General features: G+C 40.2%; 10 protein-coding genes. 5 read left to right on the plus strand and 5 right to left on the minus strand.

The window, feature by feature from the left end; all coding sequences use genetic code 11:
- Positions 1-64: 64 nt before the first annotated feature.
- On the plus strand, positions 65-2,359 hold the full coding sequence (gene ptsP, locus AC2117_RS16695; protein ID WP_042894667.1) for a phosphoenolpyruvate--protein phosphotransferase: 2,295 nt from the start codon (positions 65-67) through the stop codon (positions 2,357-2,359).
- A gap of 528 nt (positions 2,360-2,887) precedes the next feature.
- Entirely contained in the window at positions 2,888-5,044 is a 2,157-nt protein-coding gene (gene katG, locus AC2117_RS16700; protein WP_133975567.1) for a catalase/peroxidase HPI, read from the plus strand.
- A gap of 71 nt (positions 5,045-5,115) precedes the next feature.
- Here the strand turns inward: katG and AC2117_RS16705 are convergent, their stop codons facing one another.
- Positions 5,116-6,168 (minus strand): MBL fold metallo-hydrolase, encoded by a 1,053-nt coding sequence (locus AC2117_RS16705; RefSeq protein WP_133975569.1) that lies wholly within the window; start codon positions 6,166-6,168, stop codon positions 5,116-5,118.
- 657 nt (positions 6,169-6,825) lie between these two features.
- Here AC2117_RS16705 and hcaR point away from each other — a divergent pair.
- Both hcaR and AC2117_RS16715 read left to right on the plus strand, forming a co-directional pair.
- A complete protein-coding gene (hcaR, locus tag AC2117_RS16710) occupies positions 6,826-7,731 on the plus strand; it encodes a DNA-binding transcriptional regulator HcaR (protein WP_042894661.1) in 906 nt (301 codons plus the stop codon).
- Positions 7,732-7,986: 255 nt separating this feature from the next.
- The gene (locus AC2117_RS16715; protein ID WP_133975571.1) at positions 7,987-8,664 is read left to right on the plus strand and encodes a DUF1345 domain-containing protein; all 678 of its coding nucleotides are present in this window, start codon (positions 7,987-7,989) and stop codon (positions 8,662-8,664) included.
- Positions 8,665-8,720: 56 nt separating this feature from the next.
- Here the strand turns inward: AC2117_RS16715 and AC2117_RS16720 are convergent, their stop codons facing one another.
- The 4 genes from AC2117_RS16720 to AC2117_RS16735 form a co-directional block, all read right to left on the minus strand.
- Positions 8,721-9,326 carry a glutathione S-transferase family protein gene (locus AC2117_RS16720; RefSeq protein WP_133975573.1) on the minus strand — a complete coding sequence of 202 codons (606 nt, stop codon included), beginning with the start codon at positions 9,324-9,326 and terminating at the stop codon, positions 8,721-8,723.
- A gap of 49 nt (positions 9,327-9,375) precedes the next feature.
- Positions 9,376-10,068 carry a helix-turn-helix transcriptional regulator gene (locus AC2117_RS16725; protein WP_133975575.1) on the minus strand — a complete coding sequence of 231 codons (693 nt, stop codon included), beginning with the start codon at positions 10,066-10,068 and terminating at the stop codon, positions 9,376-9,378.
- Between the two features lie 66 nt (positions 10,069-10,134).
- Positions 10,135-10,809, minus strand: a complete 675-nt coding sequence (locus AC2117_RS16730; protein ID WP_133975577.1) for an HAD-IA family hydrolase — start codon at positions 10,807-10,809, stop codon at positions 10,135-10,137.
- The gene (locus AC2117_RS16735; protein WP_075431255.1) at positions 10,806-11,738 is read right to left on the minus strand and encodes an RluA family pseudouridine synthase; all 933 of its coding nucleotides are present in this window, start codon (positions 11,736-11,738) and stop codon (positions 10,806-10,808) included. The genes AC2117_RS16730 and AC2117_RS16735 overlap by 4 nt, the downstream gene beginning before the upstream one ends.
- 721 nt (positions 11,739-12,459) lie before the next feature.
- Between AC2117_RS16735 and AC2117_RS16745 the strand changes: the two genes are divergently transcribed.
- A complete protein-coding gene (locus AC2117_RS16745; RefSeq protein ID WP_133975579.1) occupies positions 12,460-15,807 on the plus strand; it encodes an Rne/Rng family ribonuclease in 3,348 nt (1,115 codons plus the stop codon).
- The last annotated feature ends 131 nt before the right edge of the window (positions 15,808-15,938 follow it).

Consider the following 15,938-nt stretch of genomic DNA (forward strand, 5'->3'; position numbering starts at 1 on the left):
ATTTTTATTAAAAGTGCTGTTATAAATACATTCATAGTCTAAAAAAATACTGGAGTATACATCCATGTCAAACATGCAACTCGACACTCTACGGCGCATTGTCCAAGAAGTAAATGCGTCCGTCAGTTTGCATGAATCATTAGACATTATGGTCAATCAGGTTGCTGAGGCCATGAAAGTGGATGTTTGTTCTATTTATTTACTCGATGAACGAAATCAGCGCTATGTATTAATGGCCTCAAAAGGCTTGAATCCAGAGTCAGTAGGCCATGTTTCCCTACAACTAGGTGAAGGCTTGGTCGGTCTGGTAGGGCAACGCGAAGAAATTGTTAACCTTGACAATGCACCAAAACATGAGCGTTTCTTGTATTTACCAGAAACTGGTGAAGAAATTTACAACTCATTCCTTGGCGTACCTGTCATGTATCGCCGTAAGGTTATGGGCGTTTTAGTTGTACAAAACAAACTTCCTCAAGATTTTAGCGAAGCCGCCGAGTCATTTTTAGTCACGCTGTGTGCACAACTTTCAGGTGTTATTGCGCATGCCCATGCGGTTGGCAATATTGATGTTTTTCGCAAGCCAAGCAATGGCCCAGCCTATAAAACCTTTCAGGGTGTTTCAGGTGCAGGTGGCGTCGCTTTAGGTCGAGCTATTATTTTATATCCTCCTGCCGACTTAGGTTCAGTACCTGACCGTGAAGCTGAAGATATTAGTGATGAGCTTCGAATTTTAGATCAAGCCATTTCATCAGTTCGCTTAGAGATTCGTTCTTTAGATGAAAAAATGCATGATTCATTAATGGCAGAAGAACGCGCCCTATTCAGCGTTTTCTTAAGAATGCTTGATGAAAATGCATTACCCGCCGAAATCAAAGAACTTATTCGCGATGGACATTGGGCCCAAGGGGCTGTTCGCCGTGTGATTGAAAAGCACACTGCTTTATTTTCACAAATGGAAGATGACTACTTACGTGAGCGAGTTTCTGATCTTAAAGATTTAGGTCGCCGTATTTTAGCGTCTTTGCAGAAAGAAGATTCTAGCCACCGCGAGCTTAGCCCAGACAGTATTTTAATTGGTGAAGAAATCAGTACGGCTGCGTTAGTTGAACTACCAGTTGATAATATTGCTGCCATTGTTACATCCGAAGGCGCAGCCAATTCACATATGGTGATTGTGGCTCGGGCACTAGGAATTCCAACTGTGGTTGGCGTAACTGAACTGCCAGTTAACACGCTTGATGATGCAGAAATGATTGTGGATGCCTATCAAGGCCGTATTTTTGTCAATCCTCCACGCCGTTTACGCCAACGCTATAAAGAAATTCAAAAAGAAGATGAGCAGATCGCAAAAGATCTCAAACAATACGAGACAAGAGAAGCGATTACTCCAGATGGTGTATCTGTTCCACTTTATGTAAACACAGGCCTTATGATTGATGTGGTTCGCGGTGTACAACGCGGAGCTCAAGGCGTTGGTCTATATCGAAGTGAAATTCCATTTATGCTACGGGAACGTTTCCCGGGTGAAGAAGAACAACGCGCAATCTATCGTCAACAATTGAGTCATTTTGCCAATAAACCTGTGGTGATGCGAACTCTGGATATTGGTGCCGATAAAGATCTTCCTTATTTTAGTATTGAAGAAGAAAATTCGGCACTAGGATGGCGTGGTATTCGTTTCACACTCGATCATCCCGAGATTTTTTCGTCACAAATTCGCGCAATGCTCAAAGCAAGTATTGGTTTAAATAATTTGCATATTTTATTGCCAATGGTCACTACAGTAAGTGAAGTCGAAGAAGTACTTTATTTACTTGAGCGTGACTGGATTGCAGTGCAAGAAGAAGAACAAGTTAAAATTAATAAGCCAAAAATCGGAATTATGGTTGAGGTGCCAAGCGTACTTCTACAAATTGATGAGTTTGCTGAACTCGTCGATTTCTTTTCGGTTGGTTCAAACGATTTAACACAATACTTACTTGCAGTTGACCGCAATAATCCACATGTAGCAAACGTTTATTCACACTTTCATCCGTCAATACTTCGTGCATTAAGCCGTCTGGTTAAAGAATGCCATGAATACAAAAAACCGGTCAGTATTTGCGGTGAAATGGCAGGTGATCCATTATCTGCCATTTTGCTCATGGCGATGGGTTTCAACACTCTTTCAATGAGTTCGAGTAACATTTTGCGAGTACGAAAAGCAATTTGTCATGTGCCAATGACAGATGCACAAAAATTACTTGAGGATGTAATGAAAATGAATAATCCTCTCATTGTAAAAAGCTGGCTTGAGTACTATTTTAAAACTCACGGTTTAGCAGATATGGTCAAATCAAATCGAATCGTAAATGTTTAATATATAAACAATAAAGGAGAGCAACGCTCTCCTTTATTGTTTATATAGTTTCTAGAATTACAACCAAATATATAAAATTTCTTTTCACTAATTACTTGCACTCTACTTTTTCAAACAAAACTTCAATCGGTTTTTTAAATCAATATTTGCATTTTAATCCATTTGAAAAATAAGTCTTCTACTTTTACTATGTTTAAAGAGCGTTATTAAAAGATCTTACGTTGTTCCAGCAATTGAAGAGGTAATTCTATGCATCATTATTTACAACCTTCAGCTTATTTTTCCTTTTGTTTTTTAACCTTCATCCAGTAAATTGGAGGAATAACAATTAAAGGAATCTGATGCATTATTGAATAAAAATGATGGGCCAACATCTTAGTGAAAAGAATTTTTTAAACGGTTTCTCTCACCATTTGTTTACTCATTTCTTTATTTGATAAACATGAGTTTTTAACCCAGAAGTCCAGGAAAATGAGCCCTACTACTTTATCAAGAGCTCAATAATTATTACCCAGAGAGAATATAACCATGTCAGACGAATCAAAATGTCCTTTTTCAGGTCATACCTCAAAACCACAAGTAACAGTCGGTGGTGGAACGCCTAGTTTACATTGGTGGCCAAAACAATTACGCGTTGACTTACTCAATCAGCATTCAGAACGTTCTAATCCACTCGGTAAAGATTTTGATTACCGTAAAGAATTTAACAAACTCGACTACTATGCCCTCAAAGCGGATATCAAAAATGTATTAACCGATTCTCAAGATTGGTGGCCAGCCGATTGGGGAAATTATACAGGCTTATTTATTCGTTTAGCATGGCATGCTGCCGGCACATATCGTATGGGTGATGGCCGTGGTGGTGCTGGTCGCGGTCAGCAACGTTTTGCACCATTAAATAGTTGGCCTGACAATGCCAGCTTAGATAAAGCACGCCGTTTGCTATGGCCAGTTAAACAAAAATACGGTCAAAAAATATCGTGGGCAGATTTATTTATTCTTGCTGGTAACATTGCACTTGAGTCTTCTGGCTTCCGCACCTTTGGTTTTGGTGCAGGTCGTGAAGATGTTTGGGAACCAGACAACGACGTAAACTGGGGCGATGAAAAAGAATGGTTAGCTCATCGAAACTCTGAAGCATTGGCAGGCAGCAATTTAGCTGCAACCGAAATGGGACTAATTTATGTGAACCCTGAAGGCCCACAAGCCAGTGGTGATCCAAAATCAGCTGCACCGTTTATTCGTGCGACTTTCGGCAACATGGCAATGGATGACGAAGAAATTGTTGCATTGATTGCAGGCGGTCATACTTTAGGTAAAACCCACGGTGCTGGCTCTGCGGACCATGTGCAGGCTGATCCGGAAGGCGCGCCAATTGAACAAATGGGCTTTGGCTGGTCAAATAGCTTTGGTACAGGTGTTGGTAAAGACGCCATCACTTCAGGTTTAGAAGTCATTTGGTCTCAGACTCCAACACAATGGAGCAATTACTTCTTTGAAAACCTATTCAAATACGAGTGGGTACAAGAACGTTCACCTGCTGGTGCAATTCAATGGGTAGCAGCAGATGCTGAAGCGATCATCCCCGATCCTTTTGACCCATCAATTAAACGTAAGCCAACGATGCTCACTACAGATTTGACCTTACGTTTTGATCCTGAGTTTGAAAAGATCTCTCGTCGCTTCCATAACGACCCACAAGCTTTCGCCAATGCTTTTGCCCGTGCATGGTTTAAATTAACTCACCGTGATATGGGGCCAAAAGCACGTTATTTAGGTCCAGAAGTTCCTGCTGAAGATTTAATTTGGCAAGATCCATTACCTGCTGCTAGCACTACCCCATCTTCTGCCAGCATTGCTGATGCAAAAGCAAAAATTGTTGCATTGGGACTATCTGCTGGCGAGTTGGTTTCTCTGGGTTGGGCTTCAGCGTCAACTTTCCGTGGTGGGGACAAGCGTGGTGGTGCAAACGGCGCCCGTATTGCTTTATCACCGCAACGTGATTGGGAAGTGAACCAAAAAGCGGTTGAGACTTTAACTAAAATTGAAGAGATCAAAGCATCAACTCAACTGTCATTGGCTGATTTAATTGTGCTAGCAGGTAACCTTGGTGTAGAGCAAGCTGCTCAGGCGGCAGGTTTCAACATTAGCATTCCATTTGCCTCTGGTCGTGTTGATGCGTTACAAAGTCAAACTGATGTCGAATCTTTCCAATTACTCCTCGGCCTTGCCGATGGTTTTAGAAATTGGAAAAAAGAAGGAATCAATGCAGCAACTGAAGCATTGTTAATTGATAAAGCACAACAACTGACTTTAACTGCACCAGAGTTAACTGCATTGATTGGTGGTTTACGTGTGCTAGGTACCAACTGGGATGGTTCGCAACACGGCGTATTCACTCATCAGGTCGGTGTACTCAGCACAGACTTCTTTACGAACTTACTCGACATGTCTACTGTATGGGCACCTGTTGATTCATCAGGTGAAGTATTTGAAGGCAAAGACCGTAAAACAGGCACAGTAAAATTTACTGCAACACGTAATGATTTAGTCTTCGGTTCAAACTCAATCTTGCGTGCACTGATAGAAGTTTATGCTCAGGCAGATGGTAAAGAAAAATTTGTTCAAGACTTCGTAGCGGCATGGACCAAAGTCATGAATCTTGATCGTTTTGACTTAGCATAATTTAAGCCAAAATAATAAAAGCCAGTTCAAATTGAACTGGCTTTTTTACTTAAATATAAAATGATGTACTTTTACACGGTCAATTTATGCCCTTCGCGAATGCAATAAAAAGGACTCGCAAGTTTCGATGACGCTTTAATTGCTTGCATTAAAGCATGTTCAGGATCTTCTCTGTCTTCGTCGGTCAACTGGAAAGTTCGATAATGAATTGCAACAGAACGATGAGCTTGCAAATCTAAATGTGCATGCACAGCATCTTGAGGGTTCATATGAACATAACTCATTAACTTGCGAGGTTCATAAGCGCCGATTGGAAGTAAAGCAACACGTGGCGCGCCATAACGTGCATGGATTTGTTTAAAATGCCCTGCATAACCGGTATCCCCTGCAAAGAAACAATGACCAGTTTTAGCCACAACAGAAAAGCCTCCCCACAGTGCTTTATTCTGGTCGCGTAGACCACGCCCGGAGCCATGCTGGGCAGGTGTATAGATTATTCTTAATTCGTGATAAGGAATTTCTTGCCACCAATCCATCTCAATTACATGAAACTCTTTGGGTAAATAAAAGCCATTCCCGAGTCCCGTGTAAATGGGCATTGCGAATTTTTTATGTAACCACTCAAGCGTAGCCAAATCCATATGATCATAGTGATTATGGCTGAGTAGAACACCATGAATAACCGGTAATTGTTCTAACGCAAAACCTGCAGGACACACACGACGAGGTCCACGCCCCTGTGAAGGGCTTGCATAATCACACCATACCGGATCGGTAATAAAGTTATAAGGTCCGATCTGAATCAATACTGTTGCATGCCCAACAAACCAAACTTGCCAATCATCTAAATCTGCCTGAGGTCGATTTTGAGGTAATGCCACAGCAGTGTTTACACGCGTATCATATTCATTTTGAATATCGACTTTCCATGTAAAAGACTCACGAGTGGCTAACCAACGCAATAACTCTTTTGAGCCACGAGCTGGCAATTTAGGTTGTTGGTTATAAAAACGTGTATCAGATTCATGCCCTGACTCGGGATGATAAAAAGGAGGTTTTATCCATGTATGCGTCCAACAGGACTGAGTCGGCAATTGATATGTTAATGTCGGCTTGTCTTTCATGGGCTTTTCTATGTTTTAGCATCTGCAGAATGGATGTGTTCAGGTTTCTATCTTAACAATTAAAACAAATTAAGCTATGGCACTTGCACTTATTTATCATATAAATATCCCTTTTATTGTGGTCACAGCCAACATAAGTTGAATTAGATTGCCATAAAAAATACATGGATGTGTTGGGTTTATGCGTCGATAATTACCATTCTTAATAAGAGCACTTGTATAACATAACAATAATTAGTCACATGAAATTATCAGAGATTTAGTCGTTTTTGCCTTGATAGGCCTTACTTTCCCCCCTTCACATGCTTTGACAGACTATAAAACAAAATATTTAGTAACATTTAAAGTTAATTCATTCTGACAGAATTTATATTTTATAATCTTAATTTACTCTTCTTTATTTTTGCATAATATGAGAATCACCCATATTAATATTTAAAACATTTAAATATTTCTTTGATTAATTAAAAATAATGTACTTAACCTCTCATAATTAATATATTTTATGAATTACTAGAACTTATATTTATATATTAAATATTTAATGAAAATTAAAATTCCATTTATTTTATAAATACCTAAAGCACCTTCACGCTATATCCTTTTATGCTTTATACTTCACACAAATCATAGTAAGACATTTTTTGGATTAGTCTTATGGAACTACGCCACCTCCGATATTTCATTACCGTTGCTGAAGAATTAAATTTTAGTAAAGCTGCTCTGAAACTTTTTACCGCACAGCCCTCCCTTAGCCAACAAATTAAAGATTTAGAAGAAGACGTAGGTGTACGACTTTTAAACCGTACAAAACGTAAAGTTGAATTAACCGAAGAAGGCGTAGTGTTTTTAGAACATGCCCGCTTAACACTTATTCAAGCTGAAAAAGCAGTTGCTCTAGCACGACAGGTTTCTAAGGCTAAACAGCAACTATTACGTATCGGTTTTGTCCCCATTGCAGAAATGAAAATTTTCCCTTACGTTCTTCCTAATTTGCGATTACAACACCCCGACCTCATCATTGAATTATCTAACCTAAACAATACAGAACAACTTAAAGCCTTAAAAAAAGGTGAGTTGGACATTACCTTTACCCGAGAAAATATACTTAGTGATGACATCCAAAGCCAATTTGTTTTGACTGAACCCTTAATTTTTTTACTTCCTAAAAATCACCCACTTACTCAATATGACCGAATTCCTGTCCATGCCTTACAAGGCGTTGACTTTATTATTCCTGCTGCCGAGCAGTCACAAACATTACATAACACTATTTTAGACTTTGCTAAAACACACAATATTGACCTTAATATTGTTCAAAAAGCGGACAGTATGTTGTTTAATATTAACTCTCTGGGATCAGGGTTAGGTTGTACGATTTTACCAGCCTACGTTGCACCTTTAGGGATTAAAAATACGGTGGTTCGTCCACTGGATGTTGAATTACCGACTCTCGATTTATTTGTAAATTACCGCAAAAATTCACAGTCTTTAGGCGTTCAAAAGTTTATTGACCAGCTCACTAAAGTATTCCATCTGGATAAAAACTTAACCCACACCTAATCAAGAAAGCTATATTTTATTTTTAAGCCCATGATTAATAACAACACCTTTATAAAAGGTATAAGTAAATAATCTTTTTATTTATTTTATACTTTTTATAAACAGTTTAGCCCGCGCTTTTGTTCTATTTTACCTAATCGGTAAAAGTAAATATAATTGAAAATCTTGGAATAAAATCTATATAAAACTGGATATTATTTTCACCATTTAATAAAAAATAATATATTTATTATCTAGTAAAAGGAGATTAGGAAAATGGTTGCATTATTTCAACATTTTGGACGTAGTGTACGAAACCGCCCTCATTTCTTTATTGCTTTATTTGTAGGATTTATCACAGCAGCTATTTTGACTTGGCTAACCTCATGGAAATGGTCAACCATTTTATTAGTAAGTTGGAATACTTCCGTGAGCATATATTTACTTCATGTTTGGCAGCTCATGAAAAGTGCCGATCACTCACAAATGCAACAACAAGCAAAAAAGCAAGATGAAAGTAAATGGGTCATCATGCTGATTGTGTTACTGGCCTTAACCATGTGTATGGTTGCTATTCTAATTCAACTATCACAACTTCCTTCCGATAGTTCTGCAAAACTAGGACATGTTGCCTTAGCATTATTAACAATTGTTTCGGCATGGCTATTTATGCATACCGTTTTTGCTCTGCATTATGCTCATGATTTTTATATGGCTTTATCTAGAAATGAAAAAAATGGTGGTTTAGATTTTCCCGGAACAGAACATCCGATCTATCCGGACTTTTTATATTTTAGTTATATTATTGGAACTTCGGCCCAAACTGCTGACGTTTCAATTACCAATAAGCATATGCGGCTTTTAAACTTATTTCACGCCGTGTTGTCATTTGGTTTTAATACTACAATTTTAGCGATTTGCATTAACGTTGCTGCAGGCTTTCTGACCAACTAACTTCTTACTTATAAAAACAAAAAGTCATCCAAATAGATGACTTTTTACTTAAAAGCTTAGCTGGAGAACACCGCCCCTAACGCTTGCAAATTTTCGCGTTGCTTAATGGTTTCAACATAACGCGTAATGGCAGGATGTGATTCAATCGCCCCCATTTTCAACTGCCATAATAGCATTGCTCCAACACTGACATCGGCAGCCGTAAACTGTTCACCACATACATATGGGTTAGCTTCACTAAGCCCCTGCACTAAAGCTTGGTAAGCATCGTTATAGTCACCATAACCCACAAATATTTTTTGCTCAGGAGATACCTCTATTCCGAGGGCTTTATCAACACCCGCAGCTTCCCATGGACCCGCCATCACAAATAACCAGCGATAATACAAACCACGTTTAGGGTCATCTAATGCAGGAGCTAAACCTTTTTCGAAAAATTTATCGGCTAAATACGCACAGATTGCACCTAACTCGTAAACAACAACATCGCCATCTACCAATACGGGTACTTTTCCAAAAGGATTAATTTTTAGATATTCTGATGATTTCATTTCGGTCTTATATGCGACTTCAATACGTTCACATTCAACACCTAATTCGACTAAAAGCCAGTCGACCACAACACCACGTGACTCTTTGTTAGTATAAAGTTTAAGGCTCATTTTTATGGCTCCTTGTTTATCGTGGGTCCTAGTCTACAAAACCTCTTTGTCAGTTTTTGTCAGTAGTCTGCGATTCTTGCGCCCACCACTGCTGAAATAGTTGTTGCTTAAATGATGGGTATAATTCTTGGCTTAAACTCAGCTGTTGAATGCGATCTATTCTAAAATGTCGAAAATCCTGCCTGAGTTCACACCACGCAGCCAACACAATTTTGTCATTAAAATATCCCAATGCAAAAGGCCACAAGGTTCGAACACTACTTCGTTGCTGTTCATCATGATAATGCATCGAAATTTTGACTTGCTGCCGAATGGCTAAACGTACTTGTTCGACTCGATTTTCATCTACTGGTAGCCATGTATTAAACGCTCTTAAGGTCGTTTGCTGTAATAAATATTGGCGATGTTCGGGTAAAACAGAATTCAATTTAGCTAATACTGATGTAGATGCCGATTGTAACGATTGATCTGGCACACTCTTCAACCAATACAGCGCCAAAAAAATAGCTTCGACTTCATTTTCATTGAGCGACATTGGTGGCAATACAATATCTTCTTTAAGCTGAAAACCTATACCTGCCGATGCCTCAATTTCTACACCCTGCTCACGTAAACTATCAATGTCCCGATAGATACTTCGCACACTAATTCCCATACGCTCAGCAAGAACTTGTGCAGTGATTGGATAACGCGCTTCACGAAGTTGTTGTAAAAGATTTAATAGACGAATAGAACGACTCATTTTTCTCTTCTTATTGTTTTTTAAATTCAAATAAGGGGGAATTATCCCCCTTCGTACCGCTTTAAATTACACTAAATCTATAGCAGGTAACTGAGCATAACCGTTTAGGAAGCGATGAAGCTCTTTAACATCTTTGGCAATTGTTAAAGGCTTGAATTGTTGTAGCACTTCAACCGAATGAACGCCATAACCGACACCAATTCGTGGCATGTTTAAACGCTGGGCCATCTCAAGGTCATAGCTACTATCACCAATCATTACAGCACGCTCAACACTCACTCCAGTGACTGTTAAGATTTCTTGCAACATGAGTGGATCGGGTTTCGATCGAGTTTCATTGGCTGCTCGAGTCACATCAAAAAGATGAGTACTCTGTGTTTTTGCGATTACGCGATCTAACCCACGACGGTTTTTACCCGTTGCAACTGCAAGTTTTAAACCTTGAGCCTTTAAATCATGTAATAGCTCAGCAACACCATCGAACCATGCGTCATTTGTAGAATTGGCAATATAATGATCGCCATATGCTTTTAAAATTGAATCATGTAACTCAGGTGCTTCTGGGAATAAGGTTTGCATAACTTCGGGCAAGCCTAAACCAATAATGCTTTTTGCTGCTTCATTGGTTAAAGGCAATTCATGTTGTTCTGCAGCATGTTGTAAGCTCGCAACAATCTGTCCAACAGAGTTATATAAAGTCCCATCCCAGTCAAAAATAACTAATTCGGTTTTTAGACTCATTTTGCCACTCTCAAAGCCTTTAATAACTGGGTCATATCTTCTGGTAACGGCGCTTCAATTGATGGATAACCCGGAATATCTAAACGCATCGCATGTAAGCATAGACGGCGGGCTTCAGGGCCAGTGTACACAGTAGTGTGTCCATATTTATCATCACCAATCAACGGGTGCCCAATGCTTAAACCATGCACACGGATCTGATGAGTACGACCTGACAAAGGTGACGCATGGATTAATGTTGCATTTTTAAAGCGCTCTGCTACAACCCATTCAGTTTTACTTGGTTTACCATCTTTAGTCACACGTACACGACGCTCGCCATTTGCCAATTCATACCGCAATAAAGGCGCATCAATCAGTTGTTTATCTAGGCTCACCTGCCCCTTAACAATCGCAGCATAGGTTTTACGAATTTTGTGCTCACGCAACATATCTTGTAGTTGTTTTAATGTGCTTCGTTTTTTACTAATCATGACCAGACCTGAAGTATCACGGTCAATACGATGAATAAGTTCTAAATATTTTTTGCCAGTCGCTGCGCGGAGTGCCTCAATCAAACCATATGCCATACCACTACCACCATGGACAGCAATACCTGAAGGTTTGTTAACAACTAATAGCCCTTCGTCTTCATAGACAATACGGCTTAATAAGCTTTGTGCTACATTGTCACTGACGGGAGCGGCTGTTTCATCTTTTTGTTCATAACGAATTGGAGCAACACGAATCTGATCGCCAATCTCAAGTTTAGTCTCTGCTTTAACACGTTTTTTATTGACTCGAACCTGACTTTCACGAATCAAACGATAAATACGACTTTTAGGTACACCTTTTAAACGCGAGAACAGGAAATTATCAATTCTTTGTCCTGCTTGATGTTCATCCACCTCAAACCAAGTGACACTTTGCCATTGCTGTGTAGAATTCATACTAATATTTAAACCTGAAATTTTGCTAAATTTGATTAATAAATGACCGTTTAGCTTAGTTTTTTCACAAGAAATCTAAGCTTAGCCCATAGGCAGATGCTGCAAGGTTTGATATAGTCAGCGCACGGATACCGCCGTAAGTGAACATCTAATAGGGAATTTCCCTGATTGAAACCTCAATCAAAATGATGCTTTCACCATCAGCTCGGATAGGTCCTAAAGAATTATGCCGACGCCGAAGGCTTATTATATCGGCAAAATGACAAACTGTTGCGTTTAATTCAGTTTGTTCAAAAAAATATGTTACCAACTCTAGTTGGTTATGGAACGTAAACTGATACACATCAGACAAATCGCTCCTTAATGTTGCCTTCAGGCTAAAGCGTTGATGCATTGGAACTGCCGAAAGCACCGATACGATGAACATTCCGTATCAAACTTCTAAAAAGAAGTCACTTCGCGCACAATGACAGTGAAAGTCATTAACCAATGTACCGCTCACCCGCCAGTGAAGCACTAAGGAAGTCCGATTTAAAGGTTGAAGCAGTATTGCCTACATCACAGACGAGAATCGAAGTTCAGGCTAAATGTAGCCGGTAACAGATGACTCAGACCACAAATATTTTGAGATCTGGGAAATGATCCGTCATGTTCGATGTTCGTTCAGAACCTTTAAGTTTGTGCGATATGTTTGTGTGGGTCACTATTAGGTGTCACACCCATGAAACGTATGTTGATTAATGCAACTCACGCAGAAGAAGTCCGCGTTGCACTTATCACTGGTAATCGTCTTTACGATTTTGATTTAGAAAATCGTACCCGAGAACAGAAAAAATCCAATATCTATAAAGGCCATGTAACCCGCGTAGAACCTTCTTTAGAAGCTGTGTTTGTCGAATATGGCGCAGGCCGTCAAGGCTTTTTGTCTATGCGTGAAATTGCGAACAGCTATTTCCAGGCAGACCCGCGACAAACTTCAAACATTCGTGAACTCATCACTGAAGGTACTGAATTACTAGTTCAGGTTGAAAAAGAAGAACGTGGTAACAAAGGCGCTGCCCTTTCTACATTCATTTCACTTGCAGGACGTTATTTGGTTCTTATGCCAAACAACCCGAAAGGCGGTGGTATTAGCCGTCAAATTTCAGGTTCTGTACGTGAAGAATTAAAAGAAATTTTAGCTTCTTTAAATTTACCTCGTGGCATGAGCGTTATTGTGCGTACCGCAGGTATTGGCCGTACTCAAGAAGAGTTACAGTTAGATTTACAGCACTTGCTTGACCTTTGGACACAAATCCAAGGCACAGCAAGTTCTGGCCCGTCTCCAATGCTTGTTCACCAAGAAGCTGGTGTAGTCACTCGTGCTATTCGCGATTACTTACGTGATGACGTTGCAGAAATTTTAATTGATAGTGAACAGGCCTATAACGAAGCTTATAACTTTGTTAAAGCAGTAATGCCTCGTCAATTAGACAAGCTTAAAACTTATACTTTAAATGAGCCATTGTTTGCACATTTTGGTATTGAAAGCCAGATTCAAACTGCTTACGAGCGTGAAGTAAAACTTCCTTCTGGTGGTTCAATCGTAATTGATCAGACTGAAGCTTTAGTTTCAATCGATATTAACTCTGCGAAATCGACTCGTGGACATGACGTTGAAGAAACTGCACTAAATACAAACCTAGAAGCAGCAGAAGAAATTGCTCGCCAACTTCGTCTTCGTGACATTGGCGGTTTAGTTGTGATCGACTTTATTGACATGACTAAAGAACGCAACCAACGCATGGTTGAAGCAAAACTTCGTGAAGCAACACAAAGCGACCGTGCGCGCATCCAGTTTGGCCAACTCTCTCGTTTTGGCTTAATGGAAATGAGCCGTCAACGCTTACGTCCATCACTTGAAGAAGCAACTGGATATGTTTGCCCACGCTGTCATGGCACAGGTATGGTCCGTGACTTACGTTCACTTTCGCTTTCAATTATGCGTAAAGTCGAAGAAATTGCACTTCGTGAACGTCATGGTGAAGTACAAGTAGAAGTTCCTGTTGAAATTGCAGCGTTCTTACTCAATGAAAAACGACATAGCCTTGTTTATTTAGAGCAAACCTCTAGTGTTCGTGTGACTATTTTACCTCACCCACACTTAGAAACACCTCACTATGAAATTCAGTACAATCCAGATGGCTTTGCACCATCTAGCTATGAGCGTACTGAAGCAACTCGTTCAAGCGAGAAAGAGTTAGGTTATGAATCTTCTGAATGGCATTTAGAAGAAGCAGATCATGGCCATGCTCATGCAGCTCCTGCTGCAAACAATGCCACTGCTCAAAAGAAAGTAAATCAATCAGCTCAACCTTCTGCTGCTCAACCAAGCACTCAAAAAGCAGCAAGCCCTTGTGCATGGTTAGAGAATCTTTTTGTTCAAAAACAAGCTAAAACTGTTGACCAATCTCGCTCGGCTCAAAATGCTGCTGCGACAATTGAACAAATGGTGAATACTGGCGCTGTAAGCCGTGGCCAGTTTGGACAAGTTGTAGTACCAGCAGTTGCTGAAGTTGTTTCGGCGCCATCTAACAATGCTTATATTTCGCAATCTCCTGCTAAACAGGAAGTTCGTGAGAATGTTGAAAAAGACGAGAAAGTACAACAACGTCCAAACAACAAAAAACGTAAGCACAAAGAGCAACGTGAACAACATCACCATACTCAAGAGCCACAACAGCAGCAGCAACCACAACAGGTTCATGAAGAAGTTGTACAGTTATCACGTCAAGAACAACGTGAGTTAAAACGTCAACAAAAACGTCCGCACACTGATCAGCCACATCCACAACAACAAAATGATGGACAACAAACTGAAAATGTCGTGCCGCGTCGTGACCGTAATAATCAACAACGTCCGAATCGTCCAAATCGCCACCGCGATCCAAGCGTATTGAATGAAAATCAAAATGCGCCGGCGGCACCAGTAATTGTTGATGAGAAACAAGTTAAGGTTAATCTGATTGATGCTCCAAAGCATGAAGTCATGAATACAGCCTTAGTGATTAATGTTGATCAGGCACAAAGCGAAATTATCGCTTTAACTCCTGAGCAGCCTGTTAAAAAACGTACTGAAACAGCACCTGTTGTTGAAGTCGTTCAAGAGTCGGCTCCAGCACCTGTTGCTGTTGTAGAAGAGGTAGTAACTGCTGAAGCAAAAGAAACTACTCCTCCTTCGGCAGACAACAAAAATCAACCGCAAATTCAACGTGCGAGTAATGACCCTCGCATGCGTCGCCGTGAACAACGCAACGCAAAACGTGCTAAAGCTGCGGTACCGTCTATTGCCCCATCGCAAATTCCAACTTTGGCGCAATACACAATTGGTAGCTTGATTCGTCATGTTTATGGTGAAGACTGCACAGTATTGATTGAACAGTTTGGTTTAGTCCCAACGTTTAATCGTGCATTGCTGAAATTTGCCGAACAGTACGCAAGCACTCTAGTAACAGAAGTCGCGTCTGATGCTGAAGACAAGAAGCCTGTTACTCGTGATGCAGAGCTTCCAAGCAACAAACCATCACAAGAAGCAGAGCCTGCGCCTGTACTTGCATTGACGCCACAAAAAGAGTCGACACCACGTGTTGCTAATGATCCACGTGAGCGCCGTCGTTTAGCAAAACTTGCTGCTGAACAAGCTTTTGAGCAAGTTAAACAACAACACTCTGCACCAGAAGAAGCCGCTCCTGTAGCTCCGGTTGTTGAAGAAACTGTTGTTGCTCCTGTTGCTGAAACGCAAGCACCTGTTGAGTCAAAACAACAACCGCTTGAGCTTGATCAGGTAACTGAAGTAGCGCAAAGTGAAACAAGCGTAGAAGAAACACCAGCGACAACTGTGGTTGAAGCTCCGGCTGTGAAACAACCGAGAGCAAAAGCCAAAGCAGCCACTGAACAAGCTGTAGCACCAGTAGAAGCTAATGCAGAGGTTGAATCAGAAGATTCTAAGGCTGATCTGGACAAACCAAATCGTCCTCCTCGTCGTCCTCGTGGTCGTCCACCAAAGAAAGCAAATCCTGTAGCTGAGTAAATCATTTGCTCAATTGCAGCTAATTTAAACAAACCTAGTCATTTCGATGACTAGGTTTTTTTTGTTATTTTTAACCAATTAGGTTGATTGCACTAGAAGAAAAGTTTTAAAAGCATGGTGAACCATGAAAA

Origin of the sequence: Acinetobacter calcoaceticus, assembly GCF_900520355.1 — a bacterium.
Lineage (GTDB): Bacteria > Pseudomonadota > Gammaproteobacteria > Pseudomonadales > Moraxellaceae > Acinetobacter > Acinetobacter calcoaceticus_C.

What these genes read in the sequence shown, in the direction of transcription:
- ptsP (WP_042894667.1), top strand. Translation starts at nt 65, where the DNA reads ATGTCAAACATGCAACTCGACACTCTACGGCGCATTGTCCAAGAAGTA.
- katG (WP_133975567.1), top strand. Translation starts at nt 2,888, where the DNA reads ATGTCAGACGAATCAAAATGTCCTTTTTCAGGTCATACCTCAAAACCA.
- AC2117_RS16705 (WP_133975569.1), bottom strand. Translation starts at nt 6,168, where the DNA reads ATGAAAGACAAGCCGACATTAACATATCAATTGCCGACTCAGTCCTGT.
- hcaR (WP_042894661.1), top strand. Translation starts at nt 6,826, where the DNA reads ATGGAACTACGCCACCTCCGATATTTCATTACCGTTGCTGAAGAATTA.
- AC2117_RS16715 (WP_133975571.1), top strand. Translation starts at nt 7,987, where the DNA reads ATGGTTGCATTATTTCAACATTTTGGACGTAGTGTACGAAACCGCCCT.
- AC2117_RS16720 (WP_133975573.1), bottom strand. Translation starts at nt 9,326, where the DNA reads ATGAGCCTTAAACTTTATACTAACAAAGAGTCACGTGGTGTTGTGGTC.
- AC2117_RS16725 (WP_133975575.1), bottom strand. Translation starts at nt 10,068, where the DNA reads ATGAGTCGTTCTATTCGTCTATTAAATCTTTTACAACAACTTCGTGAA.
- AC2117_RS16730 (WP_133975577.1), bottom strand. Translation starts at nt 10,809, where the DNA reads ATGAGTCTAAAAACCGAATTAGTTATTTTTGACTGGGATGGGACTTTA.
- AC2117_RS16735 (WP_075431255.1), bottom strand. Translation starts at nt 11,738, where the DNA reads ATGAATTCTACACAGCAATGGCAAAGTGTCACTTGGTTTGAGGTGGAT.
- AC2117_RS16745 (WP_133975579.1), top strand. Translation starts at nt 12,460, where the DNA reads ATGAAACGTATGTTGATTAATGCAACTCACGCAGAAGAAGTCCGCGTT.